16 protein-coding genes and 1 riboswitch are annotated in these 21986 nt (G+C 69.7%); of the genes, 12 read left to right on the top strand and 4 right to left on the bottom strand.

Translation table 11 applies throughout. The features are described from left to right. Nucleotides 1–180 precede the first annotated feature (180 nt). Nucleotides 181–1692 carry a S10 family serine carboxypeptidase-like protein gene (locus ASE78_RS04335; RefSeq protein ID WP_235514872.1) on the bottom strand — a complete coding sequence of 504 codons (1512 nt, stop codon included), beginning with the start codon at nt 1690–1692 and terminating at the stop codon, nt 181–183. A 19-nt stretch (nt 1693–1711) separates the two neighbouring features. Further along, a complete protein-coding gene (locus ASE78_RS04330) occupies nt 1712–3067 on the bottom strand; it encodes an aminotransferase class V-fold PLP-dependent enzyme (protein ID WP_235514871.1) in 1356 nt (451 codons plus the stop codon). A gap of 50 nt (nt 3068–3117) precedes the next feature. Here ASE78_RS04330 and ASE78_RS04320 point away from each other — a divergent pair, with 50 nt between their 5' ends. From ASE78_RS04320 to ASE78_RS04290, 7 genes are all read left to right on the top strand, one after another. Further along, entirely contained in the window at nt 3118–4524 is a 1407-nt protein-coding gene (locus ASE78_RS04320; protein WP_156351282.1) for a S10 family serine carboxypeptidase-like protein, read from the top strand. A 169-nt stretch (nt 4525–4693) separates the two neighbouring features. Continuing rightward, the gene (locus ASE78_RS04315; protein ID WP_056493736.1) at nt 4694–7750 is read left to right on the top strand and encodes a TonB-dependent receptor domain-containing protein; all 3057 of its coding nucleotides are present in this window, start codon (nt 4694–4696) and stop codon (nt 7748–7750) included. Then, the gene (locus ASE78_RS04310; protein WP_230771909.1) at nt 7747–9042 is read left to right on the top strand and encodes a pyridoxal phosphate-dependent aminotransferase; all 1296 of its coding nucleotides are present in this window, start codon (nt 7747–7749) and stop codon (nt 9040–9042) included. Before ASE78_RS04315 ends, ASE78_RS04310 begins: the two co-directional genes overlap by 4 nt. After that, a complete protein-coding gene (locus tag ASE78_RS04305; RefSeq protein WP_056493734.1) occupies nt 9039–10496 on the top strand; it encodes a S10 family serine carboxypeptidase-like protein in 1458 nt (485 codons plus the stop codon). Before ASE78_RS04310 ends, ASE78_RS04305 begins: the two co-directional genes overlap by 4 nt. Beyond that, nucleotides 10493–11803, top strand: coding sequence for an APC family permease (locus ASE78_RS04300; RefSeq protein WP_056493730.1), 1311 nt, complete (start codon nt 10493–10495; stop codon nt 11801–11803). The genes ASE78_RS04305 and ASE78_RS04300 overlap by 4 nt, the downstream gene beginning before the upstream one ends. Nucleotides 11804–11878: 75 nt before the next feature. Then, nucleotides 11879–12064 (top strand): hypothetical protein, encoded by a 186-nt coding sequence (locus ASE78_RS18900; RefSeq protein ID WP_162236463.1) that lies wholly within the window; start codon nt 11879–11881, stop codon nt 12062–12064. Nucleotides 12065–12146: 82 nt separating this feature from the next. Continuing rightward, nucleotides 12147–12740: a TetR/AcrR family transcriptional regulator gene (locus tag ASE78_RS04290; protein ID WP_056493724.1), complete on the top strand. Its 594-nt coding sequence runs from the start codon at nt 12147–12149 to the stop codon at nt 12738–12740. Here ASE78_RS04290 and ASE78_RS04285 read toward each other — a convergent pair. Beyond that, the gene (locus ASE78_RS04285) at nt 12721–13953 is read right to left on the bottom strand and encodes a cytochrome P450 (protein ID WP_056493720.1); all 1233 of its coding nucleotides are present in this window, start codon (nt 13951–13953) and stop codon (nt 12721–12723) included. The genes ASE78_RS04290 and ASE78_RS04285 overlap by 20 nt on opposite strands. Continuing rightward, complete coding sequence (locus ASE78_RS04280; protein ID WP_082467005.1) at nt 13950–15128, bottom strand: MFS transporter; 1179 nt, start codon at nt 15126–15128, stop codon at nt 13950–13952. The genes ASE78_RS04285 and ASE78_RS04280 overlap by 4 nt, the downstream gene beginning before the upstream one ends. Nucleotides 15129–15268: 140 nt before the next feature. On the opposite strand from ASE78_RS04280, the gene ASE78_RS04275 reads away from it, so the two are divergent. The 5 genes from ASE78_RS04275 (at nt 15269) to ASE78_RS04255 (ending at nt 21957) form a co-directional block, all read left to right on the top strand. Further along, on the top strand, nt 15269–17479 hold the full coding sequence (locus ASE78_RS04275) for a TonB-dependent receptor (RefSeq protein ID WP_056493713.1): 2211 nt from the start codon (nt 15269–15271) through the stop codon (nt 17477–17479). Between the two features lie 5 nt (nt 17480–17484). Further along, entirely contained in the window at nt 17485–18666 is a 1182-nt protein-coding gene (gene solA, locus ASE78_RS04270; protein WP_056493709.1) for an N-methyl-L-tryptophan oxidase, read from the top strand. Nucleotides 18667–18811: 145 nt separating this feature from the next. Continuing rightward, complete coding sequence (locus ASE78_RS04265) at nt 18812–19963, top strand: RNA ligase RtcB family protein (RefSeq protein WP_082467003.1); 1152 nt, start codon at nt 18812–18814, stop codon at nt 19961–19963. Next, nucleotides 19960–20589: a peptide chain release factor H gene (gene prfH / locus ASE78_RS04260; RefSeq protein ID WP_056493708.1), complete on the top strand. Its 630-nt coding sequence runs from the start codon at nt 19960–19962 to the stop codon at nt 20587–20589. Before ASE78_RS04265 ends, prfH begins: the two co-directional genes overlap by 4 nt. 41 nt (nt 20590–20630) lie before the next feature. Further along, a riboswitch (cobalamin riboswitch) is annotated at nt 20631–20853 on the top strand. Nucleotides 20854–20979: 126 nt separating this feature from the next. Beyond that, nucleotides 20980–21957 carry a putative oxygenase MesX gene (locus ASE78_RS04255; RefSeq protein WP_056493705.1) on the top strand — a complete coding sequence of 326 codons (978 nt, stop codon included), beginning with the start codon at nt 20980–20982 and terminating at the stop codon, nt 21955–21957. Nucleotides 21958–21986: the final 29 nt, after the last annotated feature.

The following is a 21986-nucleotide window of genomic DNA, read 5'->3' as shown; positions in this document are numbered from 1 at the left end:
CGTCCGCGTTCGCCGTTCGTTCGATCCTAGCGTACGTAAACTTCACTTTCGTGCAGTGACCCCAATCGGCATAGCTTGAGCCTCGATCGACCGCATGTGCGGCCAGGTGGACCCCGGAACAAGTCCGGGGTGACGACGCGCGAAGGAATGTCGATCGGTCCCAATGGGGGGTCGCCCGCGTCACCGCGCCGCGACCACCTCCTCCACGAAGCGGTGCAGATCGCCGCTCAGCGCGGCCAGCGCGTCGACATCCTCGAACGCCGAATGGCCGGCGGCATAGCGGCGGAACGTCGCGCGGCCGGCGGGAACGCCCTGCTGCTCGATCGCGAACTGCCCGGCATAGACCGGGGTGGTGATGTCGTAATACCCGCCCGCAGCGAACAGGCGCAGTGTCGGCTTCGCCGCCATCGCGGCGGTCAGATACGGCGCGAACGCCGCCGCGCGGTAGCTGCCGCCATAATCCTTGTCCCAGCTCCATTTGAAATTGATGCCGAGGTTCAGGCTGCGATAGGCGCTGGGCACCGCGTAGCGCAGATCGTCCTTCAGATAGCGTTCGATCAGGCTGGCGGTGCCCATTCCCAGCGACATCGACGGATCGTCGAACGGCGGGCGCAACCGACTGTCGGCCAGCGCGCGGGTCGCACGCCCGTCGAGTTGGCCCGTGCGCAATCCCTTGTCCGCCAGCAGCCCGAGCATGAAGTCGCGCCGTTCGAGCCGCAGGTTCTTCGCCATGATCGTCGCTATGGGCAGGCCGGTGAACGCCGCCATGCGCGCCGCGATCCGCGCCTTGTCCGCCGCCGGCAGCGACGCGCCCTGCATCAGCGCGGCGGCATAGTCGGTCTGCGCGAAGTGCAGCGCCGCGTCATACCACGCCGCGACCCCCTGCCCTGCGCGATCGACCGCGCCGTGATACCATGCGACCGCCGCCAGCGTGGGGAACAGCACCGCGTCCGACACCACCGGCCCGTCGCTGTCGCCGATCGCCGACGACAGCAGGACGACGCCGTCGGGCAGCGGCTTCTTCGCGGCCATCGTCTCGTTCAGGATCGCCAGCGCGCGGGCGGTGCCATAGCTTTCGCCGACCAGCAGCACCGGCGAGGCGGTCCGCCCGTTCGCCGCCAGCCACCGCTCGATCATCAACGCCACCCCGCGCGCATCGCCGCCGACCCCGAAATAGGGCGACGCATCCCTGCCCGCGACCGGCATCGACGCACCGGTGCCGACCGGATCGATGAACACCAGATCGGCGATGTCGAGCAGGGTGAAGCGATTGTCCTCCAGATGCGCGGCATCGCCGGTGCCGACCATCCGGCGCGGCCCGAACGCCTGCATATGCAGCGGCGACGACGACGCGCCGGGCCCGCCGTTGAACAGAAACAGCACCGGCCGCTTCGCCGGATCGCTCACGCGGTCGGCGACATAGGCATAGCTCACCGCCACCGCGACCGGCGCACCGTCGGCCCCCGGCATCGGCTGTTCGGTGACGATCGCGCGATAGGCGAAGGGGCGACCGTTCAGCGTGATGCGAGCCTGCCTCGTCACCACCCGCGCGCTGGCGGTGTCGCGCGGCACCATCGGCTCCATCGCCCGCAGGAAGGCGGGCGACATCGGCGCGCTCCCCTCGTCCTGCGCAGGCAGCGTGGCGGGCGTGAGCAACAGCGCGACGAGGGGTATCAGACGGCGCATCGGCATCGGTTCTTTCGTTGAAGGTTCAGGCGCGCGGCAGCGCGGCGAGCAGCCGTTCGACATCGTCGAGGGTGTTGAACACCGACGGACTCACCCGGAAACGATTGCGCGACAGGGTGATCTGCACCTTCGCCGCCTTGAGCGGCGCGGACAGCCGTTCGCGCGCGCCCTCCAGCACGCAGGTGACGAGCGGCGTCCGGCTCTCGGGCGGGGTCACGACGGTATAGCCGCGACTGGCAAGCCCGGCATGCAGCCGCAGCAGCAGCGGCTGACGCCACGTCGCGATCCGCTCGACGCCGAGCGCGAGGATATGCTCCAGCGACCAGTCGAGCATCGCCGGCACGACATGCGCATGGGTGCCGCCCGCGAACAGCCCCTCCATGTCGCGCCGGGGCGTCACGTCGGCGATCCGGTAGTCGGGGTTCGTCGCGGGGGGATCGAACGGATAGACATGCGGGTCGAACCGGTCGAGCTGGTAATAGCCATACCGCGTCCGCCGCAGCCGGTCGTGCAGGTCGGCGCGGACATAGAGAAAGCCCAGCCCGAAATCGCCCATCAGCCATTTATAGCTGGCGCAGGCGGCGAAATCGACGTTGCTGGCACGTACGTCGATCGGCACCGTGCCGGCGGCATGGATGATGTCGGCATAGACCAGCGCGCCCTTCGCATGCGCGATCTCGCACACCCGTTTCAGGTCGTGTTCGAACCCGTTGTAGGTCGATACCAGCGACAGCGCGACGAGGCGCGTGCCGGGGACGATCGCGCGTTCGATGTCGTCGATCGCGATGCGGTTGGCGCGCGGCCGCAGCCACACGACCTCCACCCCCTGTCGCGCCAGTTCCTGATAGAGATAGAACGACCCGAAGAAATGCAGCGTGTCGGTGACGATCCGCCCCTTCTCCGTGGGAAAGCCGAGCGCGTCGAGTACCGCCTGTTCGCCCGCCGTCGTGCTCTGGACGAACGCGATCTCGGCCGGGGTCGCGTTGATGAGCCGCGCGAAATTCGCCTTTACCCGCCCCTCGACCGCATCGGTCGGGAAATAGCCGTCCATCGTCGCGCGCTGGTCGAGATACGCCCGCGCCGCATCGCGCGCACCGATCGGCACCGGGTGCATCGTCCCGCTGTCGAGATAGGTTCCGGGCATGGCCGCGAAGCTCGCGCGGTCGGGCAGGGTCGGCGCTGGTGCGGCCATGCCGCGCGCCGCCAGCGGCAGCATCGCCCCGCCTGCCAGCACTCCGCGCCGCGTCACCCCGTCGACCACCGCCGTCTCCACCCGTTCGTGCCACAGCCTAGCGCGGGCGGCCCGCATAAATCTTGCGTCCTGCGGCCGGTCGATCGACCGCCCCGGCCGCCGGTCGATCGCCACGCGCGATCTGTGCATAATCCTGCCGCCGGATTGCCGCTACCCCGGCGGACAAAGGGAGTGTCGCGATGATCCGATGGGCTTTGACGGGCATGATTCTGGCCATGGCCGCCGCGCCCGCCGCCGCGCGGACCTGCGCGCCCGACGCGGTCGAGACGCGGCACAGCGCGCGCATCGCGGGACGCACCCTTGGCTATGTCGCCTGCGTCGGCGCGCTGCCGGTCCGCATCGGCACGGCGCAGGCGCGGATCGTCTATACCGCCTATCTGGTCCCCGGTACGCCGCGCCGCCCGCTCAGCTTCGTGTGGAACGGCGGCCCCGGCGCGGATTCGCGCACGCTCCAGTTCCACGCGATCGGGCCGCGCGTCCTGCGGGACGGCGCGCTCATCGACAACCCGGACAGTCCGCTCGCCGCCACCGATCTGGTGTTCGTCGATCCGGTCGGCACCGGTTTCAGCCACGCCATCGATCCGGCACGGGCCGCCGCCTTCTATGGCACGGTCGCCGACATCGCCGTCACCGCCGATGTCGTCCGCGATTTCCGCCAGCGCTATCGCCGGGAGGCCAGCCCGATCAACCTCGTCGGCGAAAGCTTCGGCACGTGGCGCGCCTCGGGCGTCGCCGAAGCGCTGGTCGAGCGGAGCATCCCGGTCGCCGGCGTCGCACTGATTTCCGGCGGCATCCCGCTGGGCGAGGAGGGACAGGCCAACCGCCGGCGCGCGCTGTCGCTGGTCAACCGGACCGCGACCGCCCTCGCGCTCGGCAAGCTCGCCCCCGAGCTGCAACGCGACCGGGCGGCGACGCTGGCCGAGGTCGAGCGCTGGGCGGAGGCCGTCTATGCCCCGGCGCTGGCCGATCCCGCCGCACCGCCACCCACGCGCCGCGCCGCGATCGTCGCCGCGCTCGCCCGCTATCAGGGGCTCGATCCCGCGACGATCGATGCGGCGACGCTGTGGGTTTCGCCGCGCGACTTCCGCACCCGGCTGCTCGCCGCCGAGGGGAAGACGCTCGACATCTTCGACATGCGCCGGACCGCGCGGGCGCAGCGGGCGCAGGACGATGCGGTCGTCCTCGACTACTACCGCCGGGCGCTGGGCTATACCGCCGGGCGCTATGCCGGGATCGACGGCCCGGCGGGCGATGTCGGCGGCCAGTGGCGCTATGACCAGTCGCCGATCACGAAAGAGTCGCTGGCGCGGGCGATGGCCGGCGAAGGTCCGCCCAGCGCGTCGCAGCCGTGGATCCAGCGGGCGATGGCCAGGGCCCCCCGGCTGCGGGCATGGGTCGCGACCGGCCTGTATGATTCGCTCAACAGTTGCGCGGGCAACGCCGCCACGGTCGCCGCGCTGCCCGGCGACCTGCCGCGTCGCTTCACCCTGCGCTGCTATGCCGGTGGCCACATGATGTATGAGGACCCACGCGAAACGGCGCGGTTCGGCAAGGAGCTTGCGGGGTTTCTGCGAAACGGCGCATAATTTTTGCGCCGAACCGGCATAATCGCATCATTGCGAACCCGAAGCCGCCGCGAAGCCCGCCGCAACGCCGAAAAATGCCCCGCCGCTCACGCTATGCTGCCGCTCAGGGACGGACCGCAGACGGCATCCATGCCGCGCGGTCCGGGGCAAACGACAGCAAGGGGGCTTCATGCAGCACGTACAGTTCGGAATGGTCCGCAGCCTGATGGCATCGACCGCGATCCTCGCCGCGCTGGCCGCGCTGCCGGCACGGGCGCAGCAGCCGGTCGAAGCGTCGATCGCCACCGATGCCGCCCCCGCCGCCGACGACATGATCGTCGTCACCGGATCGCGCATCCGCCGCGCCGGGCTGGACAAGGCCTCGCCGGTCGCGGAGATCACCGCGCAGGCGATCACCGATCGCGGCTTCGTCACCGCCGCCGACGCGCTCAACAACCTGCCGTCGAACGCACCGGTGCTGAACCAGGCCAACGGCAGCGGCGACAGCAGCGGGCCGGGGTTTCAGGCACCCAATCTCTTCAACCTCGGCACCGGCCGCACGCTCACGCTGTTCAACGGACGGCGCATGGTCACGACCGGATCGGGGATCGGCTCGAGCGACGGAGTGGGCAACGCCTTCGTCGATGCGAACATCATCCCGCTCGGCCTGCTCGACCGGGTCGAGGTGTATCAGGGTGGTGGTGCTGCCGTCTATGGATCGGATGCGATCGCCGGCGTCGTCAACTATATCGTGAAGAAGGATTTTTCCGGCCTCGTGCTGGATGCGCAGAACGGCATTTCCGAACGCGGCGACTATGCGACGCCCAGCCTGCGGGCGACGGCGGGGATGAACTTCGCCGGCGGACGCGGCAACATCGCGATCGATCTGGGCTATTCGAAATCGCCGACGCTGATGTTCGATGCCCGTCCGCTGTCCAATCGCGGGCGGCTGACCGTCGGCAACGCGGCCGACACCGGCCCGGCGGACGGGATTCCGGCGGTGAAGGAAATCTTCAACGCCGCCTTCTGGCCGTTCAACCGCAATGGCGTGGTCTTCACCCGCCCCGCCCCGGTTCCCCAGTTCCTCGCGCGCAGCAGCGGCAACGCGCTGCAATTCGCGCCGGACGGCAGCGTCGTGCGCTACGACACCGGCGCGATTCAGGGGATTCCGTTCGCATCGGGCGGTGACGGTTTCCAGTATCAGGCGCTGGCGGGCTTACGCACCGGCGTCGAGCGCTATACCGCCAATCTGATCGGCCATTACGACCTGACCGATCGTATCACCCTGTCGAGCGAACTGCTCTATGCCCGCACGACGGGCACCGAAATTCCGCAGGGCAACAGCTACACCACGCTGAACGCCGGCAATTATGCCGGCCCGATCTCCTTCACGATCACTAACCCGTTCCTGTCGACGCAGGCACGCACGCTGCTGGCGGGGGCCAATGCCGGCTTCGCCGCCGGGGCACCGCTCTATCTCTCGAAATATTTCTACGACCTGACCCCCACCACCGACCAGACGACCCGCACCGAAACCTATCGTGCCGCGCTGGCGCTCGACGGCGGGTTCGATGTCGGCGACCGCGAATTCTACTGGTCGCTCGCCGGCAGCTATGCGCGGGTCGACGGGGCACAGCGTAGCTGGCAGGTGGTCAACACCCGCTTCCGCAACGCGGTCAGCGCGGCGCTGAGCGGCGGGCGGATCGTCTGCGCGATCAACGCCGATGCGATCACCACGAACGACGATGCCGCCTGCGCGCAGATCAACCCGTTCGGCGACGGCAATGTCGGCGCGGCCGCGCGCGACTATGTCAGCACCCGCGCCGGCATCGACTGGACCAACGAACAGGTCGATCTGCTCGCGACGCTGGGCGGCACGCTGGCGAAGCTGCCGATGGGCGATGCCGACTTCAGCGTCGCCTATGAACATCGCAACGAACGCGCCGCCTTCGACCCGCTGGCCGCCAATCGCGTCGGCAGCTTCGGCAACGGCGCGCGGGAGGTGGCACAATCGGGCGACTATAACACCGATGAACTGTCGGCCGAACTCGTCGTCCCCCTGATCGGCCGGGATTTCCAGTTGCCGCTGGTCCGGCTGCTGGAGGCCAAGGGCGCGTTCCGCTATGTCGACAACAGCTATGCCGGGCATCAGAACGTCTGGGATCTGGGGTTGCGCTGGGAAGTGACCGGGGGCGTGACGCTGCGCGGATCGCGCAGCCGCAATTTCCGCGCGCCGACGCTTACCCAGTTGCTCGCCCCGACCGCCAGCGGGCTGAACTCCGTCGGCTTCGACCCATGCGATGCCGACCGGATCGCCAGCGGCCCCAACCCGGCGGTGCGCCGCGCCAACTGCCTTGCGCTGTTCACCGCCAATCCGGGCTATGGCGTCGATCCCGACGGCACCGGCGCGGGGCTGGGCGCCGCCGCCCGGCTCGCCCGGTTCCAGGACCCGTCGGAGAATTTCCCGCGCGCGATCGTCACCACCGGCGGCAACACCGCGCTGCGCAACGAAATCTCCAACACCTGGACCTATGGTATCCTGTTGCAGCCACGGGTCGTCCCTGGTCTCACGATCAGCGCCGACCGGATCGAGATCGACCTGACCGACGGGCTGTCATCGTTCATGACCGCCGATTTCGCCGCCGCCTGCTATGACGATCCCAACCCGTCGTCGGCGGTATGCGGGGCCTTCACCCGGCTCGCCAACAGCGACGGGGTCAGCCCCGGCGGCACCATCGCCACCGGCACCACCACCACCTTCAACGCCGGGGTCGTGCGCTATCGCGGCGAGACCTATCTGGTCGACTATCAGTTCGCCTTGGGCGACCTGCTGGGCGGGGGCGATCTCGGGCGGCTGCAACTGGGTGCCGCGGCGACGCGCAACGCGTTGCTGACGACCTCGGTCACGGGCACCACCTTCGTCCGCACCGACGGCACCTATCTGTCGCCGCGCTGGGTCGGCCGGTTCAACGCCGCCTATGCCAAGGGGCCGCTGCGCCTGACCTACCAGCTCGAATATCTCGACCGGACGGCGGCCGCGCCGAATGCGTCGATCGAAACGGTGCCCAATCCGATGCTGCGCAGCAACGTGGTCCACGACGTGTCGGCGCAGGTCGATCTGGGGCAGATCGCGCTGCGCTTCGGGATCGACAATCTCACCGACCGCGAACCATCCTATCCGCAGATTGCCTATGGCGACATCCTCGGCCGCCGTTTCTACGCGGGCGCGCGGATCAAGCTGAAGTGACGGCCCGCCCGGCCGCCATGGCCGGGCGACGCGCCGGCGACCCCCCTGACGAGCGGATGCAGACCCTGACGATGACCCGGCCGGACCCGACCGATCCCGTATCCGCGCCGCCACCGCCCACCGGGCCGGTCGCGGCGACGGGGGTGTCCGAATCCTATTCGCACTGGGTCCGCCGCGTGATCCGCGCGGTGCGCGCCGAACGCAACCTGCTGGTCGGGTTGTTCGACAGTTCGGTGCCCGAACCGGTCGACCATCTGCGCGACATCATCGCGCAAGGCTTCGGCGAGACGATCACCGCGCGCTACACCAGCGCGTTCACCGGCGGCAATCCCTATGTCGTGGGCCAACTCGCCCGGCACTATGGCGTCGAGCCCGGGCAGGTCCTGTGTACGACCGGCGCGACCGGCGCGCTGTCGCTGATCTACCGCGCGCTGCTCGAACCCGGCGACCGGATACTGGTCGAAAATCCGGGGTTCGACCTGTTCCACAAGATCGCCGAAACCTATGGCTATGGCGTCGACCGGTTCGAGCGGCGGGGCGACGACTTCGCGGTCGATCCCGCCGCGATCGCCGCCGCGATGACGCCGCGCACCCGGCTGATCGTGCTGTCCAGCCTGCACAATCCGTCGGGGATGGCGGTGCCCCCCGCCACGCTCGCCGCCATCGGCGCGCTGGCGCAGGCGCACGGCGCGCGGGTGATCGTCGACGAGGTCTATGCCGATTATATCGATCCGGCGCTGCGCCCGCCGCCGGCGATGCGGCTGTCGGACGCGATCGTCAGCATCAACAGCCTGACGAAGTCGCACGGGCTCAGCACGCTGCGCTGCGGGTGGATCGTCGGTGCGCCCGGCACGATCGATCGCATCCGCGCGCTGGCCGACGAGATCGACTTCGGCGTTTCCACCCTGTCGCACGCGGTCGCGGCGCTGGTGCTCGAACGGCCCGACCGGTTCGAGGCGTATCGCGCCGACATCCTGCGCCGGGCGCGGCCGATCATGGAATCCTATCACGCGCACTGGCGCGAAGCGGGACTGGTGACGGGCACGCTGCCGCCGTTCGGCTGCATCGCCTTTCCCCGGCTCGTCGGGATCGACGATACGGTGGCGTTTTCGGAATGGCTGGCCGAGCGCTGCGGCGTGATCGTGGCGCCGGGCGAATATTTCGGCGCCCCCGGCCATATCCGCATCGGTTTCGCCCGCCCGCCCGCCGATGTCGATTACGGGTTGCAGGCGCTGACCGATGGCCTGATCCGCTATCGCGATCGATACAGCGGCGGGAAGGAACGGGAATGATGCGATGGGTGGCGTTGGCGCTGGCAGCGTTGTTGACGGCGGCCACGGCGGTCGCACAGACGCTGCCGCCGCCGGCCGTCAAGGCGCGCAGCACCGCCACGATTCCCCTGCGCGGCGCGACGATCGCCTATGACGCCGAGGCCGGACTGGTGCCGGTCGCGAGCCGGCCGGGCCACCCCGACGCGACCGCCGGCTATATCTCCTATACGGTGCGCGGGGCCGACCGGCCGGTGCTGTTCGTGTTCAACGGCGGCCCCGGCGCGGCGTCGGCCTATCTCCACATGGGCGCGCTGGGGCCGAAACGGGCGCGCGTGCCGCAGGACCCCGCCACCCCCCTGCCCGCCGCCGCCGCCATCGGCGACAATCCCGACACGCTGCTCGACATCGCCGATCTGGTGTTCCTCGATCCACCGGGCACCGGCTTTTCAAGCGTCGCCGCCGATGCCGACACCGGCTTCTATCGTTCGGTCAAGGGCGATGCCGATGCGGTGGCGCAGGCGGCGCGCGCATGGCTGGCGGCGCACGGGCGCAGCGGCGCGCCGCTCTACATCCTCGGCGAGAGTTACGGCACGATCCGCGCCGCCGCGATGGTCGATGCGCTGCGCGAACAGGATCCGGCGCTGAAGCTGCGCGGCGTCGTGCTGCTGGGGCAGGCGCTGAACATGATCGAGACGTCGCAGCGGCCGGGCAATGTCGTCACCTATCCGGTGGCGTTGCCGACGCTGGCGGCGATCGCCTGCTACCACGGGGTCCGCCCGCTGCCCTGTACGCCGGACGGCAGCGCCCGCGAGGCGTCGGCCTATGCCGAAGCCTATCTCGCCGCGCTGTTCCGTGGTCGCGCGCTGGATCCGGCGGTGCGCGCGGCGGTCGCCACCCGGCTCGCGGCGCTCACCGGCATTCCGCGCGAGTGGTATCTCGCGCATGACCTGCGCATTTCCAAGGAACGGTTCCGCGTCGAACTGCTGCGCGCGAAGGGCCGGGTGCTCGGCCGCTACGACGCGCGCTACACCGCGCCGCGTGCCGCCGATGCCGGGGACAGCGTCGGCCCCGATGCCTTTTCGGGCGTGTCCGACCTGTATGCCACGGCGGTGATCGGGCAACTGGCGGCGATCGGCGTGGCGGACCCGGCGGCGTACCGCGTTCTCGCGCCGGGCGGCGGCGACTGGCGTTACGGATCGGGCGATTCGCCGTTCAACGACTGGCCGTTCATGGCGCGACTGGAGCGGGCGATGGCCGCCGAACCCGCGCTGCGCCTGTTCGTCGGCACCGGGCTGTACGACCTGACCACCACGGTCGGCGCGGCGGATTATCTGTTCGCGCAGAGCAGCCTGCCCCCCGCCCGCTACCGCAACCGGCGCTATCCGGCGGGGCATGTCGCCTATTCGGACGATGCGAGCTGGGCCATGCTGATGCGCGACCTGCGCGCTTTCATCACGGCGGGGGCAGCGCGTTGAGCGACGCGACGCTCGCCCGGCGCATCGATCTGTGGGGCGTGGTGGCGCTCGGCCTCGGCACCGCGGTCGGCGTGTCGATCTTCTCGGCGATCGCCCCCGCCGCGAAAATCGCAGGGCCGGCGATGCTGTTTTCCGCACTCATCGCCGCGCTGCCGATGTATCTCATCGCGGTCAGCTATGCCTTTCTCGGTTCGGCCTGTCCGGCCTCGGGCGCGTCGTTCGTGTGGCCCGCGCGGTTCCTCCATCCCACCTGGGGCTTCTGCATCGGATGGGCGCGGATCGTCGCCAATGTCGGCGCGATCGTCGTGCTGGCGCTGGTGCTGGTGCGCTATGCGTCGATGCTGGTGCCGCTCCCGACCAAACCGACGATGCTCGCGCTGCTGGCGCTCGCGCTGGTCGCCAACCTGTTCGGGATGCACATCGCGACACGGGTGCAGAAGGTCCTGCTGGTCGGCATGCTGCTGCTGTTCGCGGTGTTCGTGGCGTGGGGAGCGTCGCGCGGGGTAGATGTCGCGCGGCTGCAGCCGTTGTTCCCGCACGGCGTCACCGGCATGATCGCCGCGACCCCGTTGCTGATGGGCCTGTTCTTCGGGATCGAGGCCGCGACCGAAGCGGGGGCCGAGGTCGCCGACAGCCGCCGGACGATTCCGCTCGGCATCGCGCTGTCGATCGGGTCGGCGACGTTGCTGTATCTCGCGGTCGGCTTCGTCGCGCTGGGGGTGCTCGGCGGCGATGCGCTGGGGGCGAGCGACGCGCCGATCCTCGATGCGGCGAAGCGGTTCATGGGGCCATGGGCGACGCCGCTGGTGGTGCTGGCGGCGGTGCTGTCGATCGGCAAGTCGCTCAACGCGCTGTTCGCGATGTTCAGCCGCAGCCTGTACGCCATGGGCGTTTCGGGCATGCTGCCATCGGCGCTGGGGCGGGTCCATCTGCGCTGGCAGACGCCGCATGTCGCGCTGGTCACGGTGTTCGCTCTGGGCTGCGTCGGCCTGCTGCTGCCGATGGAGCTGACGTTTCTCTTCCTCGCGGTGAACATCCCGAACCTGCTGAAATACGGCAGCATCTGTGTCGCCGCCGCCCGGGTGGCGGAGCGCCATCCCGACATCTACGACGCGGCCGCCTTCAAACCGGGCCGGCGGCGCCTGCGGATCGCGGGCTATGGCGGCGCGGCCAGCGCGTTCCTGCTGATCTTCGCCGGTCTGGAAACCGACTGGCGGCCCTATGCCCTGCTGCTCGTCTGGATGGTGTGCGGGCTTGTCTTCCTGAAAATCCGGTCGCGCCGATCGCCCGCCGCCCCGCCGGCCTGAACCGCCGATTTTCGCTTCGGTCGCTGCGCCCGTTTGAGCGCTGGCGCGTTGAAGCCGCTTCATCAGGAGCAGGCCATGACCGACACCACCCGATCCGACCATGACATTGCGTCCCCCGCCGACCTGCCGATCCAACCGACGGGCAGCGGCGTCGCCGATCTGGAGATCGCCAAACTGCAGGCGGCGCTCGAAGAGGGTGCCGAGGACGAATCGATCGCGATGCCGATCCCGGACGACGATCCCACCCCGACCCAGGCCTGAGCGACTGTCCGAAAAGGCGCGAAAGAGCGGGTTTTGCGGCGATGCCCTTGAGATGCGGGTCGAAAGCGGGTTGGAGAGGCGGATGACCGACGCCCTGGCCCCCGCCGCAAAACTGTCCACGCGCGCCTGGCTGGAGGCGGCGCGGGCGACGTTGATCCGCGACGGCATCCATGCCGTGAAGATCGATCGCCTCGCGCGCGAATGCGGGGTGACGCGCGGCGGCTTCTACTGGCGCTTCAGCAGCCATGCCGAACTGCTTCAGGCATTGCTCGACGACTGGCGCGAGACGAACACCGCGCCGATGCTGGCGGCGCTGGATGGGCCGGGCGATCCCGACGCGCGGTTCGCGCGACTGGCGGGGCTGTGGGTCGACGAACACGGGTTCAGCTCGGCCTATGACGCGGCGGTGCGCGAATGGGCGCGCGGCGATGCGGCGGTGCGGGCGGTCGTCCATGCGGTGGACGACGAACGGATCGGCGCGCTGTGCCGCCTGTTCCTCGACTATGGCTATGGCGCGGACGAGGCGCTGGTGCGCGCGCGCATCACCTATTATCATCAGGTCGGTTATTATGCGCTGGATGCGCAGCGCGACGACGCCCGCCGGGCCGAGCTGACCCCGCTCTACATCCGGGCGCTGACCGGCCCGCTGGGCGGGGTCACGCAGACCGCCGGATGACCGACAGGTCGAGGCGAGTCAGACCGCTGGTCGCGAACGCCCCGCCCTCCACCGGTACCCGCCGGCCGCTCACGGCGATGGTGGCGGTGGTCGCCGCGATATGCGCCAGCATCAGCCGCAGTTCGAGGCGGGCGAGCCACGATCCCATGCAGATGTGCATGCCGAAGCCGAACCCGGCATGCGGTGCCCCGCGACGGTCGGGGTCGAAGCGGTCGGGATCGGGAAAGCGCGCCGCGTCGCGGTTGGCCGACGCGATCAGGAAGCGGACCGGCGCACCGGCCGGCACGGCGCATCCCGCGATCGTCGTCGCCCGCGCGGCATAGCGGGTGACGCGGTGGACCGAGGGGCGATGGCGCAGCATCTCGTCGACGAACGCCGCCGGGCTGCCCCCCGCCCGCAACCACCACAGCGCGGCCGGATCGCGCGCCAACTGGTCGAGGCAATTGACCGACAACAGCGTGGTCGTCTCATGCCCCGCCATGAACAACAGGCAGGCGAACCCATCCGCCTCATCGGCGGTCAGTGCCCCTTCGTCGCGCAGCGCGGCCAGCGCGTCGATCACCGTATCGCGGCGGCGCCCGGCGGCGCGATCGGCGACGGCGCGGTCCATCGCATCGGCCATGAACGCGCGCATGGCGGCATAGCTGTCGACGCTGGCATCGGGATTGACGACGCCCCGGATGCGGGTGGCGATGAAATCGACCGCCGAATTGGTCCAGTCGCGCATCCGCGCGGCATCGTCGATGGTGATGCCCAGCACGGTCGCGATGACGCCCATCGTCAGCGGCGTCGCGAAGCCGGCCGCCGCATCGCCGCCGCCAGCGGCAAGGAACCGGTCCCAGTGGGTCGCGACCAGCGTCCGCACCGCATCCTCGATCGCGTTCACCGCGCGCGGGCTGAACGCCCGGCTGATCGTCTGTCGCATCGGTCCATGCAGCGGCGGATCGAGCATCAGCAGCAGCCCCGGAATGATCGCGCCGCCGGGCGGGGCGGAGACGAACGCCGTCGCATCCTTCAACCCGGCAAGGACGTCGTCATAGCGGCTGACGAGGTAGAGCGGCGCATCGGCCCGCCCGGCGCGCACCACCGGGGCATGGGCGCGCAACCACGCATAATGGCGATACGGATCGGCCTGGATCGCGGGGTCGAACGGATCGAACGGCGGCAGGTCGCCGGGCCAGGGCAGGTCGTGCGACCATGGGGCATCGGTCATGCGGCGGGCTTTCGGGCGTGCGGCGCGATCCACAACGCCAGCAGCAGTCCGGCCAACACCAGCGCCGCCGACCCGCCAAGCAACGCGCCCAGCCCGACCCGTTCGAGCAGCGCGCCGCCCAGCACCGGCGCGACCGTCGATGCCGCCGCCGTCGCCAGCGGGGTGACGGTGGCGGCACGGCCGCTCGGCTCGCGTTCGGCCATCAGCCGGAACAGGAACGGATAGACGAACGCCCAGGTGAAGCGCAGCAGGCAGGCGGCGGCGATCGTCACCACCGCGCCGCCGCCGATGCCCAGCCCGATCGCCGCCAGCACCACCGCCCCGGCCACCGCCAGCAACACCGGGCGAACGCGCAGGGCGTCGGCGACCAGCGCCGCCAGCAGCGGACCGACCATCCCGGCCGAGGCCGCCAGCGACAGCAGCGTCGCGATGCCCGCCGCCGCCAGCCCGTGCGCGCTGCCGATCCGTTCGAGGAAGGTCCAGCTCAGCCCCATGCCGGTAAAGACGAGGAAGATGGCGACCAGCGGCGCGATGCCGGCCGCCGGCACCGGCCGGCGCAGGCTGGCGACCGCGCGGGGCGGGGCGTCGCGCGTCGCGATCGGCACCAGCAGCAGCGCGGGCAGCGCGACGACCGATACCGCGATATAGAAGATCGCCGGGCCGTGCGCCGCCATCATCAGCGTCAATATCGCCATGCCGCCCGCCGCGATCACATTCTGCCCGGCGGCATACAGGCTGACCGACACCCCCGGCCGCGCCGACCGCGCCATCAGCCCATAGGCGACGGCACAGGCCAGCCCCTCGCCCAGCCCCGACAGCGCGCGCACGCCGATCAGCACCCCGTAATCGGTGACGAAGATCGTCGCGATATTGCCCGCGACCATCACCGCCAGCCCGGCGTGCAGCAGCGTGCGTTCGCGGGCACGCGCCAGCAGCAACGGCGCGAAGGCGGTGGCCAGCAGGATGCCGCCCATGTTCGCCGAGACGACCGCCCCCGCCGCCTCCGGCCCGATGCCGAACTGCCGCTGCAACGCGGCGACCATCACCGGCATGACGTCGGGCAGGGTCACGGCGATCAGCGCGACCGCGACCGCCGCCCAGTCGCGCGGTGCCAGCCCCGTCCAGAACCGGAACGGGTGGGCGCGTGTCGAACCGGGGACCGCCATGGCTTTCATCGGCGCGACGATACACAGATGTATCGCAGATGCCAAAACCGGCGAATAGCTAAGCTTTAATCCCCATCACATTCGTATGCGTTGACGATACACCTGTGTATTGTTCTGCTGGCGGTGCAATGGTAACGACGGGGTGGGCTATGCGAAACATCGGGAAAAATGGCGTCGCGCTGGGTGCGATCATCGCGGTGGCGGGGTGGAGCGGCGTGGCGCAGGCGCAGGCCGCCGACCCCGCGCCCGTGACCGATACCGCCGATGCGCCCGGCGACATCGTCGTCACCGCGCAGAAGCGGGTCGAACGGCTGATCGACGTGCCGGTATCGGTGACGGCGATCGACGCCACCGACCTGACGCGGCAGAATCTGACCCAGCTTCGCGACTATTTCGATCGGGTGCCCGGGCTCAGCTACACCGGCGGCGGCGGCTTCACCACGGTCGCGCTGCGCGGCATCACCACCGGGCGCGGGGCCAATCCGACGGTGTCGACCACCGTCGACGATACCCCGTTCGGATCGTCGTCCTTCGCCGGCTATGGCGACCGGCTGACCCCCGATCTCGATCCGTCGAACCTTGAGCGGGTCGAGGTGCTGCGCGGGCCGCAGGGGACGCTGTACGGCGCGAACAATCTGGGCGGGCTCATCAAATACGTCACCGCCACCCCCGATCCGTCGCGCACCCGCGCCGCGTTCGAATTCGGCGGCCAATCGATCGCGCATGGCGACGATGGCGCCTTCGCGCGCGGATCGGTGAACCTGCCGATCGTCGCGGACCGGGTGGCGGTACGCGTCAACGGCTTCTACCGGCAGGACCCGGGGTTCATCGACAACACGCTGTCGCGGGTCGACGACGCCAATAGCGGGCGGGTGTGGGGCGGCCGTGTCGCGCTGTTCGCCCGGCCGGTCGATGCGCTGACCATCACCGTGCAGGCATTGACGCAGGACCTGTCGGGCACCGACGCGCCGACCGTCTTCCTTGCCGGCAACGGATCGTCGCCGTTCGGCCGCTGGGCAGCGCCGCTGTCGGCGCGGCCGGTGCCCTATGCGGTGCGCAACCGGCTGTACCAGGGGCGGGTCGCATGGGATCTGGGCGGGGTCGAGCTAACCTCGATCACCGGCTATGGCGAAAGCCGCTACAACACGCCGACCGATTCGACCGACCGGTTCGCCGCCGTGCTGACCCGCTTCGGCTATCCCGGTCGCCGCGCGATCCTGAGCAACACGATCAACACCGACAAATGGACGCAGGAAGTGCGCCTCGCCTCGCAGCCCGGCGGCACGATCGACTGGCTGGTCGGCGGTTTCTACACCGATGAGGATACGGTCGCGCTGCAAAGCCTCGACGCGCTCGCCGGTGGCGACAGCGCGAACCTGTACGCCGGCAACATCCCGTCCACCTTCCGCGATCTTGCCGCCTTCGGCACGCTCACCTGGCACTTCACCCCGGCGTTCGACGTCCAGTTCGGCGGGCGCGTGGCGGAAAACCGGCAGGTGTACCGCCAGGCGCTGTCGGGACCACTCAACGGCGGCACCACCGCCAATGTCCAGCGCTTCCGCGAAACCGCCGCGACCTGGCTGGTGTCGCCGCGCTGGCGGATCGGCCGCGACCTGACCGCCTATGCCCGGATCGCGTCGGGCTATCGCCCCGGCGGCCCCAACACCAACCTGCCCAGCCTGCCGCCGTCGTTCGACAGCGACCGGACGACCAACTACGAACTGGGGTTGAAGGGGCTGACCCCCGATCGCCGGATCGGGTTCGACGTCAGCCTGTTCTGGATCGACTGGACCAACGTGCAATTGTCGGGGAACGACCCGACCAGCGGCTATCTGTTCTACACCAACGGCAGCCGCGCGCGCAGCCGTGGCGCGGAGGCGAGCGTCGACCTGCGCCCGTGGGACGGCGGCACCGTCGCGGTCACGGGCGCCTATACCGATGCCGCGCTGACCCGCGATCTGCCGGCGGGCCGCACCGCCGCGCTGTTCGGGACCGAAGGCGACCGCCTGCCCTACAGCGCGCGCTGGGCGGGATCGGTCGCCGCCGATCAGGACGTGGCGCTGGGCAACGACGTCACCGGCTTCATCGGCGGCACGGCGGTCTACAACGGCCGGCGCATCGCCGAATTTCAGGCACGCGCCGGCGTGCCGCGGGTGGTGCTGCCATCCTATGCCACGCTCGACCTGCGTGGCGGCGTGCGCAGCGGCCCGCTGGCCTTCACGGTGTTCGCGCGCAACGTGACCGACCGGCGTGGGCGTCTGGGCGCGGCCTATCGCACCGCCGCGACCCCGGCGAGCGGCACCGCGATCAGCGTCATCACCCCGCGCACCATCGGCCTGTCGGTCGGCTACAGCTACTGATCGTCATGGCGAACCGGTTCGACGTCGCGATCATCGGGCTGGGCGCGGTCGGCAGCGCGACGCTGTTGCAGTCGGCCGAACGCGGGCTCGACTGCGTCGGCATCGACCGGTTCGTGCCGCCGCACATCTGGGGATCGTCGCACGGCGAGACGCGGATCACCCGCCGCGCGATCGGCGAGGGGCTGGCCTATGTCCCGCTCGCCCTGCGCAGCCATGCGATCTGGCGCGATCTGGAGGCGCGCACCGGCCGCACGTTGCTGACCGCATCGGGTTGCCTCGTGCTGGCCGAAGGCGGTGGCCGGGCGGCGGACAGCTTCCTCGGCCGCACGATCGCCGCCGCCGAACGGTTCGACATCGACCATGAACAGCTCGACGCCGACGCCATCCGCCACCGCTTTCCCCATTTCGCGGCGGGCGACGCCGACCATGGCTGTTTCGAACCGGGCGGCGGCTATCTCCATGTCGAACGCTGCATCGCGACCAACCTGATGCTGGCGCGGGCGGCGGGCGGCCTCTGCCGCTTCGGCGAGACGGCGGTGGCGCTGGACCCGGTCACCGGCGGCGTCGCCATCGAACTGGCCGGGGGCGAACGCATCACCGCCGCGCAGGTGGTGGTCGCGGCGGGAAGCTGGGCCGGCGCGTTGCTGGGGGAGCCGTTCGCCTCGCTGCTCACCCCGACGCGGCAGGTGATGCACTGGTTTCCGCTCGATCCGGTGCCGGCGCTGGCGGCGGCATGGGCGGACGGGCCGACCTTCATCTGGTCGCATGCCGACCGGACGCGCGACTTCTATGGCTTTCCCTCGATCGACGGCGGCTGCACGATCAAGACCGCCAACGAACAACCCCCGGTCCGCGTGACCCCCGACACGATGCACCGCACCGCCGGTCCCGACGAGGCGGCGGCGATGTACGCCGGGCATGTCGCCGGGCGGCTGCGCGGGGTGCGCGCCGATGCCGCGCGATCCGCGACCTGCCTGTATACCCAGTCGCCCGACGCGCATTTCGCGATCGGCGGCCATCCAGCGATGGACCGGGTGCTGGTCGCCTCTCCCTGTTCGGGGCATGGCTTCAAACATTCGGCGGCGATCGGCGAAGCGATCGCCCAGCGCCTGGCGGGCGAGGCGGACGCGATCGACCTTGCCGGTTTCGCGCTGTCGCGCTTCGACGCGGTCGCCCTGCCGGCGTGACAATCCCGACCCGCACGGTTGCAACGCCGCCACGACCGCGCTATCGGACAACCTCGTTTTCCAACCCGAACATAAGGAGTGAAGCCATGCGCGCAGCGACCGCACCCATCGCCATTCTCACTCCCCGGGTTCCGGAACATACGACATGGGCACTTCCCCCACGGGCGATCACGATCGCCTGATTTCCAGCGGTGGCGACGACGCCACGGCTTCTTCGACGACCATCCGCGTCATCGCCTCGTCCGATAGCTGGATCGAACAGGCGGCGATCGACCAGCTTCACCACACCGCCACCCTGCCCGGCATCGATGCCATCGTCGGCCTGCCCGACCTGCATGCCGGGCGCGGCATCGCGGTCGGCGCCGCCTTCTGGTCGCGGGCGTACGTCTATCCGCATCTGGTCGGCAGCGACATCGGCTGCGGCATGGGATTGTGGGCGACCTCGCTCACCCTGCGCAAATTCCGTCCCGACACCGTCGAGCGCAAGCTGCACGGGCTGGAGACCCCCCTGCCCGATGCCGCCGAGCGGTTGGCGGCGGCGGGGCTGCCGGTGATCGCCGGCGAGGCGCTGGGCACGATCGGCGGCGGCAATCACTTCGCCGAGCTGCTGCGCGTCGAACAGACGTTCGTCGCCGACGCGCCGCTCGATACCGCTGCGGTCCATCTGATGGTCCACAGCGGATCGCGCGGGCTGGGCCAGGCGATCCTCGACAATCACCGCGCCCGCCACAATGTCGCCGGGCTGATCGCGGGCGAGGCGGCGGGCGATGCCTATCTGGCGGCGCATGACGATGCGATACGCTGGGCGATCCTGAACCGCGCGGCCATCGCCGAACGGTTCCTCGACCGGATCGGCGGCGACGGCGTGCGCCTGCTCGACATCTGCCACAACAGCGTCACGCCGTATCGGGGCGGGTGGCTCCACCGCAAGGGCGCGGCACCCGCCGATCGGGGGATGATCGTCATCCCCGGATCGCGCGGCGACCTGACCTATCTCGTCCGGCCGATCGATGCCCGTGCGGGCGAGGCGCTTCATTCGCTGGCGCATGGCGCCGGCCGCAAATGGAGCCGGAGCGAGGCGCGCGGCAGATTGTCGGGCCGCTTCCGCATCGCCGACCTCGAACGGACCAAATTGGGCAGCCGCGTCATCTGCGAGGATCGCGACCTGATCTATGAGGAGGCCCCGCAGGCGTACAAGGACATCCATCAGGTGGTGCGCGACCTGACCGATGCCGGACTGGTCGAACCGGTCGCCACGCTCCGCCCGCTGCTCACCTACAAGACGAGGCGCGCATGAGCGAGATCATCCTGCACCTCTCCGCCGGTCAGGGGCCGGCGGAGTGCGAATGGGTCGTCGGCCGACTGGTCCGGGTCTGGACGCGCGAGGCGGCGGGGGCGGGCGTGACCTGCGAACCGGTCGAGCCGGTCGGCGATGCCGCCGCGTCGGTCCTGTTGCGGGTGGCGGGCGACGGCGCGGAAGCGTTCGTCGCCGCGCGGTGCGGCACGATCCGCTGGGTCGGGACCAGTACGCTTCGCCCGCTCCACCGGCGGCGCAACTGGTTCGTCGCCGCGACCCGCGCGCCGCAGGAGGGCGACGTGTCGGCGCTGCGCGACGCCGACATCCGCTACCAGACGCTGCGCGCATCGGGGCCGGGCGGCCAGCATGTCAACAAGACCGACAGTGCGGTGCGCGCCACCCATGGCCCGACCGGCCTCACCGCCTTTTCGCAGGAGCAGCGATCCCAGTTCGCCAACCGCAGGATCGCCCGGCTGAAACTCGCTTTGCTGTTCGACGCGCTGCGCGACGACCGCGACGCCAGCGACCAGCGTACCCTGTGGACGCGCAACCACGAACTGGAGCGCGGCAACGCGGTCCGCACCTATCGCGGGGAGCGGTTCGTACCCGACCATTCAACGATATAAACATATCTTTATATCGTCATTGACAGCCGGTGGGCGATGGTGTTGAACGCCACTGTCGAGGTTCCCCGTTCCAGCGATGGCGACGGGGCTAAGACGGGAAGCCGGTGATGTCCCTTGGGGCAAAGTCCGGCGCTGCCCCCGCAACTGTAAGCGGTGAGCGGCGGTTCCTTTTCGTGTCACTGGGCTTTTGACGAAGCCCGGGAAGGCCGGAACCGCCGTGTCGACCCGTGAGCCAGGAGACCTGCCTCCGACGCCATATGTTCCTCGGACGGGGGTTCCTCCGGTGGATCGCGCTTCGACGCCACGGCTCTGCGGCAATCGCCGTCCGGGTCGCGTCACGCCCTGCGCGTTCTGCCACCGGCGCCCCCGTCCGGCAAAAGCAGGTGAGTCATGGCCGACGGCGGGTGTAGTTTCACGATCAGCAGCATGCCTTTCGACGAGGACTATCGCCCCGTCGACAACACGCGCATCACCACCAATTTCGCCAATCTGGCGCGCGGCGAGCGGTGCCGCGAGAACCTGCGCAACACGCTGGCGATGATCGACAATCGCTTCAACACGCTGATGCACTGGGACAATCCGGCCGGCGACCGCTACGGCCTCGACCTCGACATCGTGTCGGCGGCGCTGACGATCGACGAGGGCGCTGGCGACCGGGCGTTTCCGCTGATCGAGGTGCTCCAGACGACGATCGTCGACAAGGTCGGCGGCGAGCGCGTGCCCGGCATGGTCGGCAACAACTTCTCCTCCTATGTCCGCGATTATGATTTCAGCGTGGTGCTGCCCGACCATCTGAAGCAGCATGGCAGCGGCGCGCCGGTGCGCTTCGGCGAACTGCACGGCAAGCTGTTCAAGCTGTTCCTGCACTCGGCGGCCTATCGCGAGCGGTTCGCCAAGCCGCCGGTCATCTGCCTCAGCGTATCGAGCCGCGAGGTGTATCACCGCAGCGCCAACGTCCATCCGATCCTGGGGGTCGAATATCGCAACGACCGGTCGTCGCCGACCGATGCCTATTTCGCCAAGATGGGGCTGAAGGCGCGCTATTTCATGCCGCCACACGCGGTCGCGCCGCTCGCCTTCTATCACAGCGGCGATCTGGTCGGCGATTACACCAACCTCGAACTCGCCAGCACGGTCGCGACGATGGAGACGTTCCAGAAAATCTATCGCCCCGAAATCTACAACGCCAATTCGGTCGCGGCGGAATGCTATCGCCCCAGCCTGACGTGGCAGGATTATTCGCTGACCCGCATCGTCTACGACCGCGAGGAACGCGCCCGACTGGCGGTCGAACAGGGCCGCTTCGCCGAGGAACAGCTCATCGCCCCGCACGGCGCGCTGCTCGAACGGCTGTTCTCGGACGCATAGGCCGGGTTCGGCGTCTCCCCTCCCTGACA

It is taken from the genome of Sphingomonas sp. Leaf25 (assembly GCF_001421635.1).
GTDB lineage: Bacteria > Pseudomonadota > Alphaproteobacteria > Sphingomonadales > Sphingomonadaceae > Sphingomonas.
This window is presented reverse-complemented; position numbering and strand designations above follow the sequence as displayed.